Origin of the sequence: Mesorhizobium sp. M0217 (genome assembly GCF_040321955.1) — a bacterium.
Lineage (GTDB): Bacteria > Pseudomonadota > Alphaproteobacteria > Rhizobiales > Rhizobiaceae > Mesorhizobium.
In genome coordinates this window covers 13,484-30,951 of record NZ_JAMYSN010000005.1, presented here as the reverse complement: position 1 = coordinate 30,951, position 17,468 = coordinate 13,484, and the positions used below count along the sequence as shown (strand labels likewise).

The window sequence follows — 17,468 nt, the reverse complement described above, 5'->3', positions numbered from 1 at the left end:
CAGAGAGGTAACACAATGAAAAAACTGCTTATTGCGTTGATGACCACGACCGCCGCCATGTCACTGGCGGCGTCCGCGCAGGCCGCCGACAAGTTGAAGGCATGCTGGGTCTACACCGGCCCGATCGGCGACTTCGGCTATTCCTACCAGCACGACCAGGGCCGCCTCGAGGTGGAAAAGGCGCTCGGCGACAAGGTCGAAACCGCCTATCTCGAGAACGTCTCGGAAGGTCCCGATGCCGACCGCGCTTTCGAGCGTCTGGCGCGCGAAGGCTGCAAGATCATCTTCGGCACCTCTTTCGGCTTCATGGACCCGGAAGTGAAGGTCGCCAAGAAGTTCCCCAAAGTGATGTTCGAGCACGCCACCGGCTACAAGACCGCTGACAATCTCGGCATCTACAATGCGCGCTTCTATGAAGGCCGCTATGTGCTCGGCCAGATCGCCGCCAAGGAATCGAAGGCAGGGGTCGCCGGCTATATCGTTTCCTTCCCGATCCCCGAAGTGGTGATGGGTATCAACTCCTTCATGCTCGGCGCGCAGTCGGTCAACCCGAACTTCAAGGCCAAGATCGTCTGGGTGAACTCCTGGTTCGATCCGGGCAAGGAAGCTGACGCGGCCAAGGCACTGTTCGACCAGGGCGCCGACATCATCGTTCAGCACACCGATTCCACCGCTGCCTTGCAGGTCGCTGAAGAGCGCAAGCTGCACGGCTTCGGCCAGTCCTCCGACATGATCAAGTTCGCGCCGAACGCGCAGCTGACCTCGCTGACGGACGAATGGGGGCCGTACTACATCAGCCGCGTCCAGGCGGCGCTCGACGGCACCTGGAAGCCGGACAATGTCTGGCTCGGCATCAAGGACGGCGCCGTCAAGCTGGCGCCCTTCACCAACATGCCGGACGATGTGAAGGCGATGGCCGAGGCAACCGCCAAGAAAATCGCAGATGGCTGGAACCCCTTCACCGGACCGGTCGCCAAGCAGGACGGCACGCCGTGGCTCAAGGACGGCGAAGTCGCCGACGACGGCACGCTGCTCGGCATGAACTTCTATGTGAAGGGCGTCGACGACAAGTTGCCGCAGTAAGTATCGGAACGCAAAAGAGAAGGGGCGCCGCGCGGCGCCCCTTTTCATTTCGCGGACTGCACGCTTCGACCGCGAAACCGCGCCGAGGGCTGTGCCAAAAATCCGAGGGCGCCGGGAGGCGCCCTTTTTGGTAATTTTCTAAACCGCCGAGCCGTAAAGGTCGTAGGCGTCGGCGCGGTCGATCTTGACCGTGACGATGTCGCCTTGGCGCAGCGGACGGCGCGACTGGATATGCACCGAACCGTCGATCTCGGGCGCGTCGTATTTTGTCCGGCCCTTGGCAGACGTGCCATGCGCCTCGTCGATCAGCACCGGCAGGCGCTTGCCGACCTTCTTAGCCAGCTGCGTCGCCGAGATCTTCTGCTGGCGCTGCATGAAGCGATGCCAGCGCGCTTCCTTGATCTCCTGCGGCACCTGTTCGAGGCCGAGATCGTTGGAGCGGGCGCCGCGGACCGGCTCGTATTTAAAGCAGCCGGCGCGATCGATCCTGGCCTCGTCCAGCCAGTCGAGCAGCATCTCGAAATCCTCGTCGGTCTCGCCGGGGAAACCGACGATGAAGGTCGAGCGTATCGCCAGATCCGGGCACACCTCGCGCCAGCCGCGAATGCGCTCCAGCGTCTTTTCGCCATGGGCTGGACGGCGCATGTTCTTCAGCACCTGCGGCGAGGCGTGCTGGAAGGGGATGTCCAGATAGGGAAGGATTTTTCCATCCGCCATCAGCGGGATGACATCGGCGACATGCGGGTAGGGGTAGACATAGTGCATGCGTACCCAGATGCCGAGCTTGCCCAGCTCCTCCGACAGGTCGAGGAATTTCGCCCGCACTTCGCGGTCGCCGAACATCGACGTCTGGTACTTGATGTCGATGCCGTAGGCGCTGGTGTCCTGCGAGATGACCAGCAATTCCTTGACCCCGGCCTTGGCCAGCTTCTCGGCCTCGCGCAGCACATCGGCCGCCGGGCGCGAGACGAGGTCGCCGCGCAGTGCGGGAATGATGCAGAAGGTGCAGCGGTTGTTGCAGCCTTCGGAAATCTTGAGATAGGCGTAGTGGCGCGGCGTCAGCTTGACGCCTTGCGGCGGCAGAAGGTCGATATAGGGATCGTGGCTGGGCGGCGCCGCCTCATGCACCGCGGCCATCACGCTCTCATAGGCCTGCGGGCCGGTGATGGCGAGGACGTTGGGGTGCTTCTCTCGGATGACGTCCGGCTCGGCGCCGAGGCAGCCGGTGACGATCACCCGGCCGTTTTCCGAAAGCGCCGAACCAATGGCGTTGAGCGATTCGTCGCGGGCTGAGTCGAGAAAGCCGCAGGTGTTGACGACGACAAGGTCGGCGCCGTCATGCTTGCGTGCGATCTCATAGCCTTCGGCGCGCAGGCGCGTGATGATGCGCTCGGAATCCACAAGCGCCTTCGGGCATCCAAGGCTGACGAAACTGACGCGAGGCGCAGACATGAGAAAACATTCCGGGTTTTTCGGGATCGGCGGCCAGTACCACACTTATTGCGGCATTGGTATGGGCAGCGGCTGCGGCGAACGCGACCACTGCCTCCGGCAGATACCCATGCTGCTACAGAAGCTGTGGGACCGGCAGCGTCAGCTCACCACAGGACTGACATGCGGCCAGACCTCGACAACGCCGCGATAGACCATATCGATCGCGACGTAGAGAATGATCAGCAAGCCGACATAGGCGATCCAGCGGTGGCGATGCAGCAGCTTGGCAATGAAGCTCGCGGCCAAGCCCATCAAGGCGATCGACAGCACCAGGCCTATGACAAGCACGGGAAAATGATCGCGCGCCGCACCGGCGACCGCCAGCACATTGTCCAGCGACATCGAAACATCGGCGACGACGATCTGCAGGGCCGCCTGGCCGAGCGTCTTGCGCGGCGCCTTGCCACCCACCGTTCTGTCGCTGTTGAGGTCGGAATCGGACAGCGCCTCGGTCGCCTCGAACTCGTCGGCATGCGACGTCCGCAGCTCGCGCCACATCTTCCAGCACACCCACAACAAAAGGATGCCGCCGGCCAGCAGCAGGCCGACAATGGCAAGAAGCTTGACGGTGACGGCGGCAAACAGGATGCGCAGCACAGTCGCCGCCAACACGCCGATCAGGATGGCTTTCTTGCGCTGCTCGACCGGCAGGCCGGCGGCGGCAAGGCCGATGACGATGGCATTGTCGCCGGCAAGCACCAGATCGATGGCGATGACCTGGAGGAGGGCCGTCATGCTTGCAGCGCTGAAAATGTCCATCGACCGGAGCCCCTTGCTGTATCGGCGTGTTCGTCGTCGGATATGCCGACGCCCTAACGTGTATGGTTCCCGCGCGTCAAGAGACTGCCGGCGCAATTCCAGGAAAAGTGCGTAGCGGTTTTCCGTCCGGAATCATGCAAAAACAAAGAGTTAGAGTGGGTCAGCTGCTCTATAAAAAGCTGAACCGCTCTAACGGCCGACGCTGAAAGCCACGGGAATAGGGAAGGTCGTTCTGCCAGAGAGAATTCTGGTCGCAGCGAATTCAGTCGTAGAGATTGTACTTCGCCCAGTCGGCTTCCGGAATCTCGTCGCCGATGCGGTAACGGAACTGCAGGACCTCCATATGGTCAGGCGCCGTCTCGCATTTGAACTTCAGCCGGTACCACTGCCCCTTGCTGCGGAAGGCAGCGCCCGGGCTGCGGATGGCATCGGCCTTCATTTCCGGCGTCGCGAAGGCGTAGGCGACGACGCGGTCTGCCTTGTACTTGTGGTCGTCATGGCTGATGCGGTCGAGCACTTCGGCGTCGCATCTCTGCTCCAGCCGGGTCTCCGGGTCGAGTTTCAGCAGGCCGGCGCGCAGGGCGGCGTCCATCGCGTGGGCGGGTAAAGCCAGCGTCACCGAAGCCAGCGCCGCAAGGAATAGTTTTTTCATGGGCGGGAGAACGACCATATCTCACGTGAAAAATCAACCGGAGTGCCATTTTGGGGCAGCCGGATGTGCCCGGAAATCGCCGTTGGCTGGGCAGGCGCAGCCGTTTTGGCGCGCCCCCGGCGCCATTCTTATTTGTCCGGGCTGCCATGCACCGATTGCCTGTTTCGCCGTCTTTGCGCTTCTCGCGATCGCGGCCCCCACCGCCACGGCCGCAAGGCGATATAGACAGCGAGGAAGGCTCTTTGTGCCAGGCCGGCCTCGCTGTGCCAGACCTCCCTTATCCCCGCCGCCCGCAAGGCCCTTCGTTGGGTGCTGTTGCGGTCCCAGCGCCGGCTGATGCTGCCCGCCCGGTAGTATTTGTGGCAGAGCACTTGCGGCACGCGGACAAAGCCGCCGAGCAGCGACAGATGCAGAAGCCAGGTCCAGTCGGCGCTGAATTCGCCTTGGCTGTTGGGCTTGATCCCGCCGCTACGGTGGAACGCCCAGGCCCTGAATATCCCACGATTGGGAACCCACCATCCATGCGGCTGGCGCGCCATCGCCCGGCCACGCGCTAAACCGTCCTGCAAGCCCTCCAGCAGGTCGAACTTCCACGTGGCACTTTCGCCGCTGACTTCGATCACTTCGACGTCGCTGAACGACAGTACGGCCTCGGGATTGGCATCGAGCGCCCGCACCAGCGCCTCGATATAGGTTGGATCGATGACGTCGTCATGAAAGGCAAAGAACATCAATTCGCCGCTGGCATTGGCCATCAGATCGTTGGAGTTCTTCAGCCATCCCAGGTTTTTGTCCCGGCGCAGGATACGGACATCGTCGCGGCCGCTGGCGAAGGCTGAAACGATCTCGAATGTCGCGTCGGTCGAATTGTCCTCGCCGACCAGGATCTCGACATTGTCCCAGGTCTGCGCGGCGAGGCTGTCCAGCGTACGCGAAATGAATGCCGCCGAATTGTAGCACGGCACCAGCGCCGTGACCTTCGGCCGCCAGCCGGATCGAAGCTGGACTTGTTTCTGCGCTACCTGCTTCGCGCCGCCCTGTTCTGTCTCACCCATTCACTCGATCCCGCAGATTTGCCGCGCCAGCCTGTCGGCAAGCCACGGCGCCGTCGAATATTTACCTGTGTCGACCGAGATGTAGTTGCCCAGGCGGTTGACCCCGAATTGGTCGCGGCGATGGATCGTGGCTTTCGGGTCGCTGAGCGAACCACGCCCTTGCGCAAACACGAAGCCGCCGCGTACCTCAAGCTCCTCGGCATCGTCGAACATGCTGGAAACACTGGGCAACAACCGGGCGAGCGTGGCGCGAACGTTGCCGATGAACCGCTGTCGTGCGTCGGCATCGAGCGCTTGCGGCGTTTCGATCGACAATTCGCCACTCTCCGCAAGCAACCCGCTCGGGTACCAGGAGAGATAGAAGTTGCGCCCGTCATAGTTTTTTATGTCGCCGAACGGGCCAAGGGCGACGACCGCGCACGGCACATCGACAGGCTGGCTGGTGCGGCCGAACAGGCAAAGCCTGTAGCGGTGCGACCATCCGGGAACCGGCTCGATGCCGGCCGTGCGGTCGACAGCCAGCCGCCCCTCCCAAAGGCAATTGACGACGATGTCGAACGCCTCACTTTTTTCGCTTGCGACCGCCACGCGCCATTTCCTGTCAATTCCGTCCACCGGCTGTGCCGACAGGACTTTGGACGCCATCCGCAAGCTGATATTGGGTTCACCCCGAAGCGCCGCGCAAAGCCGGTCGGCAACCCATCGCGTGTTGACGGATCGCTCCGGCACCTGGAAGCCCCCGACGATCTGGTCCGAGTTGGTGACATCGGCCAATTCAGTTTTGGAAAGCCGATTCGATCGCGCCGCCGATACGTCGGCAAGGTAGCTGGTGGCGTCAGCGTGGCTGCGCACCAATACATCCACACGTTCAAAGATCGCCCCCAGCGCCTCGGCAGCGACGATCGAGTTGCGATGGACCAGATAAAGGTCTTCCGAAAAGGTCGTGTGCGCTTCCAGATTGCTTCCGATCAGCTCGGAAACAAGCCTGCCGAAACACAGTCCTCCCGAAAGCAGATGCCGGGCGGTCAGCAGCGAGGGATCGTTCCCGTAGAGATAGCCGAGATGAATCTTGCCCTCGTTCCAACGGCTGGCGCAGGCCATCGGCTCGCTCTCCTTGTCGAAGAGGGACACCGCGTAGCCTCTGCGGGCCATCATGAGAGCGAGGCTGGCGCCCATGATGCCGGCGCCGAGAATAGCCATTCTGCCGCGAGGCGCTGTCATGTCCTGGCGCGCATCGCGGCCTCTCCTTTCCCGATGAGTGTCATCAGGGGTTCGATACGTAGTTTTCAGGGTCGTATTCGGTATCGCAGAAAACCAGCAAAGACGGGTTCTCCCCTTCATAGGTCTGCAGCGCCCACACCGGGGCATCGACCAGCACCGCGCGGTTCGATGCGGTGAGCGTCAGCCGTTCGGTCTGTTCCTGATAGCGAAATTCGATGCCGATCTCGCCCGACAGCTGCATCATCAATTGCCGGCCCGAGCCGTGTGCATGTCCGCCCCGCGACGTGCCGCGCGGCGCGGTGACGACGAACGCCCGCACGGCTTGGAAATTGTAACCGCTGAACTCGATAGCGGTCAGCATTCCCCTGGGATCGCAATGTAACGGAGTGGGGATCTCGGTGACCTTGCCGCCAAAGAACGTTCGATGCTGCATAACGTAAGCCCGCCAGATGCCGGTCGAAATTTACCTCAGACTAGCGCTTATATCAAAAGGCAGAGAATACAACCACTTAGGCGGTGTTTTGGGACACAGCAGCGGATCGATGTCGAGCTCGGCCTCAGGCCGATACGGTGCCGACTACCGAAGGTCGCCGCGCCGTCACGACTTCTGAGTCGCGGCCGAAACCACGGCTTAAGACCTTGGTCCGAGCGGTCTAGGACCTTTGAGTTCGGAAGGCCGGCCGGTCCCAACGAGGGTGATCTACTTCAGCAATTTCAAAGAGTTATGCTGGTTGGCGTTTCGCCGGCCGGCCGCTTCGTTGTCGCAATGAAAGCACAGCTATATCCAAGTTTACCCTTTGTGTTAGCGATTCCTCATGTTGCCCGCTATAGCGGTTAGTGGCGGTGGCAATCTCGGAGGTAGTTATGACATCCCGAAAGACCCTTTTTGCTGCATTTGCGGTGTTCTCGCTTCTGGTGTCGCCGGCCCTGGCTGCTGCTGGTGGCAACGGCCATGGTAACGGCCATGGCAATGGTAACGGCAATGGCAATGGCAATGGCAATAGCGGAGGAAACGGTAATGCTGGCGGCAATGGCGGAGGCGGCGGTTCGCTCGGCAAGTCGGCATCCGCCAAGGGCCAGGTCGCCAAGGCCGCTACCGGTTCAGTGTCCAAGGAAAAGAATATCCATGCCAAGCTGGGCCGATTGAACTCACTGCAGCGCAACGCCAACGCCTTTATGCACTCCAAGAGCAAGAACTTCGCTGGCGTGCAGGCTTTTGTGACACAGTCGGCAATAGCCAAGAACGCTCAATCGGCGCTCGATGCCGCTAATCAGGCGGTTGCCGACGCCAAAGCGGCGCTCGACGCGCTGAATGCGAAAGCGGCTGACCCGAATACCCCGCCCGAAGATGTCCCGACGCAGGCCGACCTCGATGCAGCACAGGCAGCGCTCGATGACGCCACCCAGGATGCGGCCGCTGCTCAGACCGCCGCCACAGCTGCCGCTGCCAACGTCCCATCGATCGATGCAGCCCTTGCCCAAATGGCCAACAAGCCCGTTGACCCTGAGGTGACAGATTGGGCCAATAGCGTACTTGCCGACAAGATCGACCAAGTAGCCGCCAAGCTGGCGCCGGCCGCGCCTTAAGGCCCCATGCGGCGGCAGCGATCCAATCGACGATAAGCCGTCGGGTCCGCCCGGCGGCTGCACCTTTCTCGCCTATCTGCAGCGTTGGTCCCAATGCAGGTCCGAGATTCTGGTCATGGCTATTTTGCAAAATCTCCAGCCGGGCCGCCGTCCTCAAGACTGAATTCATGCGTGCTTCGCGCATCTTCATCGACCACACGAAACCAATGCTCCTGAAGCGCTCTAGGCGACACCCTTTGGCCCGTGACCTTCTCTACCGCAGATAACGGATCATCGGCGCTCGTGGCCTGAGTTGAGACACACTCCTCTCCATGCCACTCTTCCACCTGGTACTCTGGCATGCCGGCCTACCTACCGCTCCCCAGAGCCTTCGCTTCCCGCTCCAGCGTCTCGCGTCGGTTGCCGTGCTTCGCGATCAATTCCTTGACCTGCTGCGGGGTGATGCCGGCCTTGGTGGCGAAATACTCGACTTCATAATCCTCATCGGCAGAGACGCGGTCCCGATCGCGGAAGTCCGTCTTCGTTTTGTCGTCGGCCATTTGCTTTGCTCCTGGTTGAATGATCAACCGCAACGTGCAGCCGCAGCCTTTTGTTGCAGCGGAGCCCGGATTTCCGAAACGGTCACATGGGAAAACGGCCCTCAGTCGCAGGAGGTGCTGGTGTTGCTGTAACTTTGAACGGAACGGTTCTTCTCCTTGACGGTTGTGACGTGAAGGAGATGCCTCATGTTTGAAAGTGTGATGTGGTTGATCGTCGTTGCTGGTGGGCCACTGTTGCTGGCCCTATTGATGGCATACGTTCTTATGACCCGACGCCACCGTGGTCCTGCAGAACGCATGGAAAGCGACCGCGCGACCAAACGGCTCTATCGCCAGGACGAACGTTGATCCTGAGGCTGGCGCAACGTTTGCGCTCACGCTGGCCCGCTGCCTCGCGGTGGCAGGCTTCTTCGTTTTAGGAAGTTAGGAATAACTTAGGAAAGATTTGGCCCTCTTTGAAAATACAGAGGCAATTCAGCACGGTAGCCAAATATCTGGCGGAGGGAGTGTCCGCCTTGCCCCAGTGGCATATCGGTTCAATCAATATAGAATATCATTTAAATTCAGTCCCATAGGCTTATGCAGCGTTTTATGCCATTGCATGCGCCCTCACCGTGTTGCATATTTTTTGGTGGGTCTAATGATGGGTCGTGGAGGTAGGATTGCCGCGCAAAGCTAGAGAGCTTGGGCCGTTGGAGGTCAAGCGCCTTTCGAAACCGGGGCTACATGCCGTTGGCGGCGTGGCGGGTCTGGGATTACAGGTCAAGGATACTGGTGCACGCTCTTGGTTGCTTCGAATCTCCATAGGGCAACGCCGGCGAGAGATTGGTCTTGGTGGATATCCGGATGTCACACTCGCCCAGGCTCGCGAAAAAGCGCGGGAGATGCGTGCAGCGGTTGATCGCGGGGGGGGACCCCGCCGAACAAAGGCGGGCAGCCAAGCGTGCCCTGATGTCCGCAGCCGCAAGTGAAATTACCTTCGATGAAGCGGCGCGGCGATGGCATAAGTCGAAGCGCCGTGAATACAGGAACGAAAAGCACGCCGCACAGGTCCTGACGACGATTCTGACTTACGCGTCTCCGGCATTGGGTACTGTACCGGTGGGGTTGATCTCACTTGCGCACATTGTTCAAGTTCTCGAACCCATCTGGGCTGAGAAGACTGAGACGGCCACCAGGCTTCGGGGTCGAATTGAGAACGTTTTATCCTGGGCCACAGTGTCGGGTTTTCGATCCGGAGAGAATCCTGCAAGGTGGAAAGGGAACCTTGATTCAGTACTTCCAAAGCCGAAAATGCTGAGGTCGGTATCGCACCATTCAGCCCTGCCATTTGATCGAGTTGCAGCGTTTCTTGTTGCTTTGAAGCGGATCGAGGGGATGGGGTCCAAAGCACTCGAATTTGCTATTTTGACAGCTGGCCGGTCGGGCGAGGTGCGCGAAGCGAAGTGGAGCGAATTTGATCTGCAGAAATCTGTCTGGACAGTCCCGGCCGATCGAATGAAGGCGGGGAGGGAACACAGTGTGCCCCTTTCGCGGCAAGCTATGCTTGTTCTCAATGGCATTCCAAGGTTCTTGCATTCGGAGCTCGTTTTCACGGCGCCGCGCGGGGGGGCACTTTCGGACATGACGCTGTCGGCAGTGATGAGGCGGATGGCTGTTGCAGCTGTCCCGCACGGGTTCCGGTCTACGTTTCGCGACTGGGTGGCCGAACGCACTGCATATCAAAGTGATGTAGCTGAGATGGCACTGGCACACAGCATTCGCAACAAGGTTGAGGCAGCCTATCGGCGCGGTGATCTGTTTGAAAAACGCCGGCAGCTTATGCAGGACTGGGCGGATTTTTGTGCGCCGTAGTGTGGGTCGATATCGCATGTTGACTGACGCAATGGAATCGCTTCTCCTAAAGTGCCTCTTGTAGGTCAAACGCATGCGTTGATTGAGATCGAGGAGCAACTTCTGCGCATGACGTGCGGGCAAATGTCGAGGCGAGACCTCGGCAGGGTCCTGCAATCCATGTCGATATTGCCCAAAGAGGTATTCTATTCGGTTCACGACGTTGCGGCGCGCTATCGCATCTCCGTGAATAGCGTTTGGCGATGGGCCTCACATCGCAAAGATTTCCCTAACCCTGTCAAGATCGGACCAGGCTGCACGCGTTGGCGTCTGACCGAACTTGAAGCTTTTGAGAACAGTTCAGGCGCTTGCCCGGCGGCTTCGGCTCGCGCGTCGGACAAGATTGCCAAATGAAGATGCCAAGTTGGAACGCTTCGACAGCAGCAGGTTTGGCCTACACGGCCTCAAATCTTCGACAGGCAGGGCTCGACCAGACCTCCGTTGACAGCTTCCGTTCTGTTCCCGTCAAAAGCCACGCAGCCTCTGACTGGAACTCGGCAAACCGTACGAGGGTTGCGTGAGTTCGGAACCTACCATCAGGCGTGGGCCACGCACTACGAATTACACAACCGTTCCGAACCATGTCTTTGAAGACCAGCGCCTATCGATGGAGGCGCGCTGGCTACTGGGGTATCTCCTTTCAAAACCCGACAACTGGAAGGTTGTCATAGGTGACATTCGCAACAAAGGGGGATGTGGCCGTGGCAAGGCACAGCGGATGGTCAATGAGCTTGTCGAGCTTGGTTATGCGGTTAGAGAGCAACCTCGTGCCGACGGACGATTTGCTCCCCTTAGCTTGGTCATTTTCGATGAACCTAGGTCTAAGCGAGGCGACGAGACGTCGGAAAGTGTTGCATTCTTACCGCAGCCCGAAAAACGGTCGACGGCAAATCCGTCGACGGAAAATGCGGCACTAGTAAAGACTGATCCTAAAGCAATTACGGATTATCAAAAGAGAGAGCGAAGCGGCGACGACAAGGGAGAATGTGAGCCCCAGGCGGACGATCCGGCGGGGTTCAAAGCACGGGTTAGGCATCTCGCCGAAAGCTTGAATTGGCCGCATTGGGCGAAATCGCCCCTGGATTGGACAGTAGCGTGCTTCGCGGAATTGTCAGATACGGAAAGAGCCGAAGCAGAGGCGAAAGCATCTGCCTATCTTGCCCATTGTGGGCGCAAAGCGCTGGCGCTTGGAACGTATTTCAAAGATCGGAAATGGAAGCATCTTCGCACTTCAGCATTATCAGTGGCCAAGGGGTCATCTGTACTAATGGCCCAGCCATTCGGGAGCATTTGGTGCGCCATCAGGCTTTGCTGGCTACTCCTTCCGCCGCAGCAGTTGCCCAAGCCAAGATCTTTCCTTGGGAAGTTGATGGCTGACGACGGTGCAGACGGACATCGTGAGCGTTTGGCATACCAGGCGCGGCATGGATGGCCGATGGTCAACCGCATGGATGTTCAGGCTGACAACGGCAACGGAACACCCGTTCCCGCAGACATGCCGATGCTGGAAGTCGTTGGTTCATCTTTAGAACAAGTTCGCGCCGGAACGCCGCTCTGGGCGGCCTGGAAGGCCGAACACCAGAGGCGAGGCTGGCCTTGGCTATCATCCCAAGGCGATCAACCAGTGGCCTATTTTCCAGCAGGCGGGCCTGTCAGATTGAAGGCTTTCGAGGAAGCCGTGAAAGGGAAACACCAACATTCAGCTCGATGGGCTGGCGGATAAGGCGATCTGGAAACGCACATCTTTCGCTTAAAGTGAGATAGCAGCCGACGGGCTGGCATCCCCTTGGAATGTTGGGGAGTGCCATCCACGGATGGAGCTCGAGTTTGGTAAAACGGTTGGGAAAAGTTAGGTTGTGAAAAAACTCACCGAGAAGCAGCGGCAGTTTGCCTACGAGTACCTCGTCGATCTGAACGCGACGCAGGCCGCTATCCGGGCCGGCTATTCCCCAAAGCGAGCCGATGTCGAAGGCTGTGATCTGCTCAAGCATGCTGGCGTAAGCGCGTTCATTGAAGAATTAAAACGCCAACGCTCCCAGCGAGTCCAGTTCAGCTCGGACGACCTCCTTGAGAAACTGAGGGACCAGGTGAATGCCGACCTTGGCGATCTCTTCAATCGGGATGGGACAATCAAGCCAATTCATGAATGGCCTACCGTCTGGCGCCAAGGTCTTGTCCGGGGTATTGAGTCAGAGGAGCGTTACGAGCGCGGTGAAGGTGGCACGAAAGTGCCGGTAGGGCGCATTACTAAGATCAAGTTCGGTGATCGAGCTCGGATCCTTGAGCTCATCGGAAAGCACACCAAGGTGAATGCCTTTGGTGTCAAAGGCGAACACCCGACGGGTGACGCCATTGACCAATTCTTTGCGGAGATAATGGGCAATTCGATACGACCGAAGATCAATTGAAAGCGAGCTCGGATGATCGACTGAACTCGCATCTCTGCATTCCTAGGCTACGCACAGGCGGTGAGGGGGCAGAAATTGGATCCTCGTGGTTCCAGGAAAGGAGGTGTGCATGATCGTTCTTGTGTGTGGAGGGCGCCAATTCGGAGTGCCTCTCGATCACGGGCCAAATTTACCAAGCGATGTCGATTTGATCAGAGCAGACCAAGACCGGAAATTCTTGTTCCAAGCTCTCGATCGGCTACATCAGGAGCGCGCTATTTCGATAGTCATTCATGGCGATGCTGACGGTGCCGATCGTCTGTCGGGTACGTTGGCCGAAAGCCGGCAAATCCCCGTACGGGCTTTCCCAGCCGATTGGGAAACTCATCGTCGCGCAGCCGGGCCGATCCGAAACAAGCAAATGCTAGACGAAGGCACTCCCGATCTAGTCGTCGCGTTTCCCGGTGGAAGAGGCACGGCCAACATGGTGCTTCAATCAAGAAGTGCCGGTGTTTCGGTCATGGAGGTTGACGCGTCTCATGCGGGCCAGACGGATAGATGATAGGACGCGTAGAAAAGCCGCTTCCGGGACAGGGCATCGGCGAACGCCTTGCGTTGGGCCTGCGGACGCGTGGGATCAGCGCCGCCGCGGCCTGGTTTGGAGTAGGTCTCGACGACGAGCGCAACCGAAGAGGCGAGGAGGTAGTCAGCGCTGCAAATTCCCGCGTCGATGTCCTTGTCATTCCAGCGGATGAAGAAAGCGCTGTGGCCGCGGAGATGCTCGTCTTTCGATCTGCCACGCCCACAACGGCCCGGAAGGGGCAGCTAAGCGGCTGATCGCGCCCCCAGCTCCCGCCGAACCAGGACAAGCGTCGCATCGTCGGGATCGGTCGTGACGGTGAAACCCATGTCGCGCTCGACCTCGATCGCAGCACGATTTTCACGACTCTCGATCGACTCGATCGCTTTGAGGCCGAGTTGTTCGGCATATTTCGCAACATAGGCGAGGAGCTCCCAGCCAACGCCCAGATGCTTGCGATCCTGGCGAATGCAGATCGCGACCTCGCCGCTTCGATCGGCTCGATCGCTTGCCAACGTCGCAACCGCGATGAGCATCCCGTCAATTGAGAATGCTAGAAAATTATGGATATGGGCGTCGTCTGAACGCGTCATGGCGACCAGCCGTTCATGCGAGACTTCCTTCACAGCGCCGAGAAAGCGGAAGCGCAGGTCGTCTGCGGTCACATGGGTGAAGAACTCGACCAGCGTTGGCTCATCATCCGGGCGCGCGCGGCGCACTTCAAAGCGAAAGCCGGTATGGGTGGTCAGTGTGTTGTCCATCGTCATCTGGTCCTTGAACTGAGGCCGGTTTGCGGCGTCATTGTCGTCTCTTGCGCAGGCAGGCGCTTCATTCGCTCATGCAATGGAGCGCGTCGTGTTTGACAATTTCAATGCTGCGCAGGTTGAGCAGCCGGATGACGCCCTTGTCTTTCAGCCGGGTGAACACCCGCGATACGGTCTCGATGGTGAGGCCGAGATAGTCGCCGATGTCCATACGCGACATTGGCAACTCAACCTGCCGCAAGCCGCCCTGCCGCTCCGCCATATCCACGAGGAAAGCGGCTACGCGTTCGATAGCGTTCTGGCGGCCAAGCACCAGGAGGTGCTCCTGCGCCCTCGTCAGGCCCTTGAGCGCCAGGGGCAACAGCTGATGGGACATGTCCGCTCCAGTGCCGATGCGGAAGGCGCGTACCCCGGTGGCGTTGATAGCCTCGGCGAAGAAATGATGCTTCGTGTCGGCTTCGAAGCCGAAAGTCTCTCCGGCGAGGTGGAAGGCGCTGATCTGCCGGCGGCCATCCGCGAGCAGGCGGTAGATGCGCACGGCGCCGAATTCGACCTGATAGAGAGCGCCGGCCTTCTCACCTTGAGCATAAATCTCCGAACCGGCGGGAAAGAAGTTGACGGGCAGTTGCGGTTCCGAGCCAAAGACCGCTGGCAGGCTCGGCTGAGCAGAATGCGTCGGCAATGAAATTCTGGAAGCGGTGTAAGCGTGCATGGCTGTTTTCCCGGTTGTTCCGTGACACAGCAATCGCGCGAATCCGCGGGTCGCGAAATTCGGTTATATCCCTACGGGAAACTACCTAGTCGCGCGGATTGTTGATCCACATCAAGTGGCCAGGCGCGCCGGTCGCTTAAGACCTCGTTCGCTTTGGGCGACAGCAATAGAGTCGTTTCGAAATCCTTCGTCGAACGGCTGGGTGGACCGCGATGTATCTTGCGCAATTCCTGCTCGGAATGTTTTTGACCTCGGGTATTGTGTGTCTGTGGGCTTACGCGGCAACCGGGTCAATCTGGACCGCGGTAGGCTGGGCGATTATCGACCTTGTAGTTCTGCAGGTCGCATACTTCGCCTTTGTCATACGCCTTGTTTACAAACGCACGACTGCAGACGCTGCAGCAAATTCGGCACCGCCAAGCCACGTTAAGCCATTCCGCCGCGACGGCATGCACTCTTAGAGCCGCCAGACCGTGTGACTCATCCGCCAACGGCCTTCCCAAATCCAGCCGCGGCTTCAAGAGATCAGGTCCCACAGTCGCGCCGCCATATGCCCTGGTCACGCGCTAGTTGCCGTCATCGAACGGGTAAAAGTGGACTACCTTGAGTGTGACCGGGATGTCGTGGCCCTCGATCAGAACCGTGGCCCACCGGTCCCCCAGATCGTCTTGCCAAGTTTCGGTAACGCGGCACCTCGCGGCCAGATCCATGCCAACCTCGACCTTGTCCGTTCTCTTTGCCATCATTGGTCTCCCGCTCGCATTCGCCTCGACTCTGCGTATCCCTGCTCCCAGTGGGTCAGTTCGAGAGCAGCCGGTTAATCGCCCCTTGCTTCAGCAAGGAGCGGGTCATGCCGCCAAAAGCCCATTCGCGGATACGACTGTGGCCATAGCCGCCCGCGACCACAATATCTGCACCCATCGCCCGGGCGACTTCGGACACGGCTTCGCAAGCGTCCGCTTGGCCGACGTCCAAAACCTCCGATCTTGCCTCGACGCCATGTCTCATCAGGAACCGGATGACGTCCCCGACGCTTTCGCGTGCGTTTCTCAGGTTCTGTTCCTCGATCGTCGCCACAAGGACATGTTGTGCACCGGTCAAAAAGGGCATCGCATCGGTGACCGCGCGCCTCGCCTCGCGGGTATCCTTCCAAGCCACCAGAACATTTTCGGACTTAGGCGGCGCAACCTTGTCAGCCGCAAGCAACACGGGCCGCCCGGCCGACAGTACCAACGTTCCGACATCGACCATCCGGTGACGGTCGCTCGGAACTCCTCGTGCGGGAGCCCCGGTCACGATGAGGTCGGCTGCGCGCGCATGCATCGCCAGCATACATGTTGGATCGCCGACCTCCTCGCGCCAGGAGGCATCGTGTCCGACAACGACACTCAGGAATTCTTCCTTCAGGATCTTCAGGCGATCCTCGATCCCGTTCCGGCGCTGCCGCATAATTTCAGCCGCCGCCGTGTCGCCATCGTCACCAGGAACAAACACATATGCATCAGCCGCCGCAAAACCGATCAGCGTAGCCTCGAAGCGTCGCGCCAACTCCAGCGCGTAGGTCGTTCGCGGCACTGCCGGGGAATCGACATCGAGTTGGACCATGATGGTGTTGAAGGTCATTGTCGTTCCTCCGATGAGCTTTATTGCAGGATCGCCCGAGGTGCGACCTTCCGCCTTGATGCGCATCAAAGCCTGCACATCTTGCCAGTCCCTCAGGCTACATCGTCATGGACCCGTCGCACCGCCGGGATGGTCCGAAGCGAAGCCTGATGCCGGCACCGCTCATGGCACTAGGCGTTCAAGCGGCCTTGAAACGCATCAATCCACGCTCCAACTGGCTTTGAACCAGGTACCGCGTTCGCCCCTGACAATTTCGACGGCGTCATCGAGCTTGCCGATAGCGGCAGGTTTGCCCATTGCTTCAGCGAACTCCGCCGCAGCGCTGACTTTCGGTCCCATGGAGCCGGCGGGAAAATTCCACCCCGACACCTCCTTCGGATCCACGCGCCGGAGCGCCCGAGCAGTCGCCGTTCCGTAATCGACATAGACGGCGTCGACATCGGTCAACAGGAGCAGCATGTCGGCTTTCAATTGGCGGGCGAGCAGTGAGCTTGCCAGATCCTTGTCGATAACTGCTTCCACGCCGAAAAGACTGCCGTCGTCGCGGGCTATCACTGGAACACCACCGCCACCGGCGCAGATGACGATCACGCCGCGCTCGACCAGGAACGAGATCACTGCAGCTTCCAGGATCTCCAGCGGCCTGGGCGACGGCACGACGCGGCGCCATTTGTCGCCATCGGGTGCTATCTGCCAGTCGCGCTCGCTGGCAAGCCTGGTTGCGGTTGCCTCATCGTAGACCGGGCCGATAGGCTTCGTCGGGTGAGCGAAAGCGGGATCGTGTGGATCGACCTTCACCTGTGTCAGCAGGGTCGCAAACAGCCTCTCTTTGAGGAGGTTGCCGAGTTCCTGCTCAATGACGTAGCCGATCATCCCTGCGCTTTCGGCGCCAATCACGTCGAGTGGAAATGTGCGGCCATCCGAGGTTGCAGCTGCCTGCAGGGCCAGAAGTCCCACCTGCGGACCGTTGCCGTGCGTGACGACAATCGAATGCCCTTCGCTGACGAGTTTGGCCAGCACGGACGCAGCGCGTACGATGTTGGCGCGCTGGTTGCCGGCCGTCATCGGTTCTCCACGACGCAGCAGTGCGTTTCCGCCGAGTGCAACGACAATAAGCAT

Annotated in this window: 22 protein-coding genes; 10 read left to right on the top strand and 12 right to left on the bottom strand. The window is 59.8% G+C overall.

Annotation, left to right across the window (positions count from 1 at the left end):
- Nucleotides 1-15 precede the first annotated feature (15 nt).
- Nucleotides 16-1,083: a BMP family ABC transporter substrate-binding protein gene (locus tag NKJ18_RS11055; protein ID WP_023682527.1), complete on the top strand. Its 1,068-nt coding sequence runs from the start codon at nt 16-18 to the stop codon at nt 1,081-1,083.
- Nucleotides 1,084-1,221: 138 nt separating this feature from the next.
- Here NKJ18_RS11055 and rimO read toward each other — a convergent pair whose 3' ends face one another.
- From rimO to NKJ18_RS11025, 6 genes are all read right to left on the bottom strand, one after another.
- A complete protein-coding gene (gene rimO, locus NKJ18_RS11050; protein WP_023691314.1) occupies nt 1,222-2,535 on the bottom strand; it encodes a 30S ribosomal protein S12 methylthiotransferase RimO in 1,314 nt (437 codons plus the stop codon).
- Between the two features lie 141 nt (nt 2,536-2,676).
- On the bottom strand, nt 2,677-3,336 hold the full coding sequence (locus NKJ18_RS11045) for a TerC family protein (RefSeq protein WP_023668959.1): 660 nt from the start codon (nt 3,334-3,336) through the stop codon (nt 2,677-2,679).
- 262 nt (nt 3,337-3,598) lie between these two features.
- Nucleotides 3,599-4,006, bottom strand: coding sequence for a DUF930 domain-containing protein (locus tag NKJ18_RS11040; RefSeq protein ID WP_032894508.1), 408 nt, complete (start codon nt 4,004-4,006; stop codon nt 3,599-3,601).
- Between the two features lie 110 nt (nt 4,007-4,116).
- Entirely contained in the window at nt 4,117-5,043 is a 927-nt protein-coding gene (locus NKJ18_RS11035; protein ID WP_352758225.1) for a glycosyltransferase family 2 protein, read from the bottom strand.
- Nucleotides 5,044-6,264 (bottom strand): FAD-dependent oxidoreductase, encoded by a 1,221-nt coding sequence (locus NKJ18_RS11030; protein WP_198020341.1) that lies wholly within the window; start codon nt 6,262-6,264, stop codon nt 5,044-5,046.
- A gap of 43 nt (nt 6,265-6,307) precedes the next feature.
- Complete coding sequence (locus NKJ18_RS11025; protein WP_352597244.1) at nt 6,308-6,697, bottom strand: sugar 3,4-ketoisomerase; 390 nt, start codon at nt 6,695-6,697, stop codon at nt 6,308-6,310.
- Nucleotides 6,698-7,128: 431 nt separating this feature from the next.
- Between NKJ18_RS11025 and NKJ18_RS11020 the strand changes: the two genes are divergently transcribed.
- Entirely contained in the window at nt 7,129-7,851 is a 723-nt protein-coding gene (locus NKJ18_RS11020) for a hypothetical protein (RefSeq protein ID WP_023668954.1), read from the top strand.
- Nucleotides 7,852-8,198: 347 nt separating this feature from the next.
- Here the strand turns inward: NKJ18_RS11020 and NKJ18_RS11015 are convergent, their stop codons facing one another.
- Nucleotides 8,199-8,390: a DUF3606 domain-containing protein gene (locus NKJ18_RS11015; protein WP_023668952.1), complete on the bottom strand. Its 192-nt coding sequence runs from the start codon at nt 8,388-8,390 to the stop codon at nt 8,199-8,201.
- Nucleotides 8,391-8,576: 186 nt separating this feature from the next.
- On the opposite strand from NKJ18_RS11015, the gene NKJ18_RS11010 reads away from it, so the two are divergent.
- The 7 genes from NKJ18_RS11010 to NKJ18_RS10980 all read left to right on the top strand — a co-directional run bounded on the left by NKJ18_RS11010 (nt 8,577) and on the right by NKJ18_RS10980 (nt 13,507).
- The gene (locus NKJ18_RS11010; protein ID WP_023691300.1) at nt 8,577-8,738 is read left to right on the top strand and encodes a hypothetical protein; all 162 of its coding nucleotides are present in this window, start codon (nt 8,577-8,579) and stop codon (nt 8,736-8,738) included.
- A gap of 302 nt (nt 8,739-9,040) precedes the next feature.
- Complete coding sequence (locus NKJ18_RS11005; protein WP_352758224.1) at nt 9,041-9,361, top strand: Arm DNA-binding domain-containing protein; 321 nt, start codon at nt 9,041-9,043, stop codon at nt 9,359-9,361.
- Nucleotides 9,342-10,244, top strand: a complete 903-nt coding sequence (locus NKJ18_RS11000; protein WP_352758223.1) for a tyrosine-type recombinase/integrase — start codon at nt 9,342-9,344, stop codon at nt 10,242-10,244. The genes NKJ18_RS11005 and NKJ18_RS11000 overlap by 20 nt, the downstream gene beginning before the upstream one ends.
- Before the next feature lie 646 nt (nt 10,245-10,890).
- Nucleotides 10,891-12,006, top strand: coding sequence for a hypothetical protein (locus tag NKJ18_RS10995; RefSeq protein ID WP_352758222.1), 1,116 nt, complete (start codon nt 10,891-10,893; stop codon nt 12,004-12,006).
- A gap of 133 nt (nt 12,007-12,139) precedes the next feature.
- A complete protein-coding gene (locus NKJ18_RS10990) occupies nt 12,140-12,691 on the top strand; it encodes a terminase small subunit (RefSeq protein WP_352758221.1) in 552 nt (183 codons plus the stop codon).
- A gap of 109 nt (nt 12,692-12,800) precedes the next feature.
- Nucleotides 12,801-13,232 (top strand): DUF2493 domain-containing protein, encoded by a 432-nt coding sequence (locus NKJ18_RS10985; protein WP_081726218.1) that lies wholly within the window; start codon nt 12,801-12,803, stop codon nt 13,230-13,232.
- Nucleotides 13,229-13,507 (top strand): hypothetical protein, encoded by a 279-nt coding sequence (locus NKJ18_RS10980; protein WP_023829822.1) that lies wholly within the window; start codon nt 13,229-13,231, stop codon nt 13,505-13,507. The genes NKJ18_RS10985 and NKJ18_RS10980 overlap by 4 nt, the downstream gene beginning before the upstream one ends.
- Here NKJ18_RS10980 and NKJ18_RS10975 read toward each other — a convergent pair.
- Entirely contained in the window at nt 13,496-14,011 is a 516-nt protein-coding gene (locus tag NKJ18_RS10975) for a GNAT family N-acetyltransferase (protein ID WP_023829821.1), read from the bottom strand. The genes NKJ18_RS10980 and NKJ18_RS10975 overlap by 12 nt on opposite strands.
- Before the next feature lie 67 nt (nt 14,012-14,078).
- On the bottom strand, nt 14,079-14,726 hold the full coding sequence (locus NKJ18_RS10970; protein ID WP_023829820.1) for a helix-turn-helix domain-containing protein: 648 nt from the start codon (nt 14,724-14,726) through the stop codon (nt 14,079-14,081).
- A 212-nt stretch (nt 14,727-14,938) separates the two neighbouring features.
- On the opposite strand from NKJ18_RS10970, the gene NKJ18_RS32995 reads away from it, so the two are divergent.
- Complete coding sequence (locus NKJ18_RS32995; RefSeq protein WP_502906161.1) at nt 14,939-15,187, top strand: exopolysaccharide production repressor protein; 249 nt, start codon at nt 14,939-14,941, stop codon at nt 15,185-15,187.
- A 105-nt stretch (nt 15,188-15,292) separates the two neighbouring features.
- On the opposite strand, the gene NKJ18_RS10965 is transcribed toward NKJ18_RS32995, so the two are convergent.
- The 3 genes from NKJ18_RS10965 to arcC all read right to left on the bottom strand — a co-directional run bounded on the left by NKJ18_RS10965 (nt 15,293) and on the right by arcC (nt 17,468).
- Nucleotides 15,293-15,469 (bottom strand): hypothetical protein, encoded by a 177-nt coding sequence (locus NKJ18_RS10965; RefSeq protein WP_023829819.1) that lies wholly within the window; start codon nt 15,467-15,469, stop codon nt 15,293-15,295.
- Nucleotides 15,470-15,524: 55 nt separating this feature from the next.
- Nucleotides 15,525-16,415, bottom strand: a complete 891-nt coding sequence (locus NKJ18_RS10960; protein WP_352519936.1) for a putative universal stress family protein — start codon at nt 16,413-16,415, stop codon at nt 15,525-15,527.
- A gap of 132 nt (nt 16,416-16,547) precedes the next feature.
- Nucleotides 16,548-17,468, bottom strand: a complete 921-nt coding sequence (gene arcC, locus NKJ18_RS10955) for a carbamate kinase (protein WP_352758220.1) — start codon at nt 17,466-17,468, stop codon at nt 16,548-16,550.

Excerpts from the sequence above, each read along its gene's own strand:
- NKJ18_RS11055 (WP_023682527.1), top strand. The coding sequence starts at position 16 with ATGAAAAAACTGCTTATTGCGTTGATGACCACGACCGCCGCCATGTCA.
- rimO (WP_023691314.1), bottom strand. The coding sequence starts at position 2,535 with ATGTCTGCGCCTCGCGTCAGTTTCGTCAGCCTTGGATGCCCGAAGGCG.
- NKJ18_RS11045 (WP_023668959.1), bottom strand. The coding sequence starts at position 3,336 with ATGGACATTTTCAGCGCTGCAAGCATGACGGCCCTCCTCCAGGTCATC.
- NKJ18_RS11040 (WP_032894508.1), bottom strand. The coding sequence starts at position 4,006 with ATGGTCGTTCTCCCGCCCATGAAAAAACTATTCCTTGCGGCGCTGGCT.
- NKJ18_RS11035 (WP_352758225.1), bottom strand. The coding sequence starts at position 5,043 with ATGGGTGAGACAGAACAGGGCGGCGCGAAGCAGGTAGCGCAGAAACAA.
- NKJ18_RS11030 (WP_198020341.1), bottom strand. The coding sequence starts at position 6,264 with ATGACAGCGCCTCGCGGCAGAATGGCTATTCTCGGCGCCGGCATCATG.
- NKJ18_RS11025 (WP_352597244.1), bottom strand. The coding sequence starts at position 6,697 with ATGCAGCATCGAACGTTCTTTGGCGGCAAGGTCACCGAGATCCCCACT.
- NKJ18_RS11020 (WP_023668954.1), top strand. The coding sequence starts at position 7,129 with ATGACATCCCGAAAGACCCTTTTTGCTGCATTTGCGGTGTTCTCGCTT.
- NKJ18_RS11015 (WP_023668952.1), bottom strand. The coding sequence starts at position 8,390 with ATGGCCGACGACAAAACGAAGACGGACTTCCGCGATCGGGACCGCGTC.
- NKJ18_RS11010 (WP_023691300.1), top strand. The coding sequence starts at position 8,577 with ATGTTTGAAAGTGTGATGTGGTTGATCGTCGTTGCTGGTGGGCCACTG.
- NKJ18_RS11000 (WP_352758223.1), top strand. The coding sequence starts at position 9,342 with ATGTCCGCAGCCGCAAGTGAAATTACCTTCGATGAAGCGGCGCGGCGA.
- NKJ18_RS10995 (WP_352758222.1), top strand. The coding sequence starts at position 10,891 with ATGGAGGCGCGCTGGCTACTGGGGTATCTCCTTTCAAAACCCGACAAC.
- NKJ18_RS10985 (WP_081726218.1), top strand. The coding sequence starts at position 12,801 with ATGATCGTTCTTGTGTGTGGAGGGCGCCAATTCGGAGTGCCTCTCGAT.
- NKJ18_RS10980 (WP_023829822.1), top strand. The coding sequence starts at position 13,229 with ATGATAGGACGCGTAGAAAAGCCGCTTCCGGGACAGGGCATCGGCGAA.
- NKJ18_RS10975 (WP_023829821.1), bottom strand. The coding sequence starts at position 14,011 with ATGGACAACACACTGACCACCCATACCGGCTTTCGCTTTGAAGTGCGC.
- NKJ18_RS10970 (WP_023829820.1), bottom strand. The coding sequence starts at position 14,726 with ATGCACGCTTACACCGCTTCCAGAATTTCATTGCCGACGCATTCTGCT.
- NKJ18_RS32995 (WP_502906161.1), top strand. The coding sequence starts at position 14,939 with ATGTATCTTGCGCAATTCCTGCTCGGAATGTTTTTGACCTCGGGTATT.
- NKJ18_RS10965 (WP_023829819.1), bottom strand. The coding sequence starts at position 15,469 with ATGGCAAAGAGAACGGACAAGGTCGAGGTTGGCATGGATCTGGCCGCG.
- NKJ18_RS10960 (WP_352519936.1), bottom strand. The coding sequence starts at position 16,415 with ATGCGCATCAAGGCGGAAGGTCGCACCTCGGGCGATCCTGCAATAAAG.
- arcC (WP_352758220.1), bottom strand. The coding sequence starts at position 17,468 with ATGCTTATTGTCGTTGCACTCGGCGGAAACGCACTGCTGCGTCGTGGA.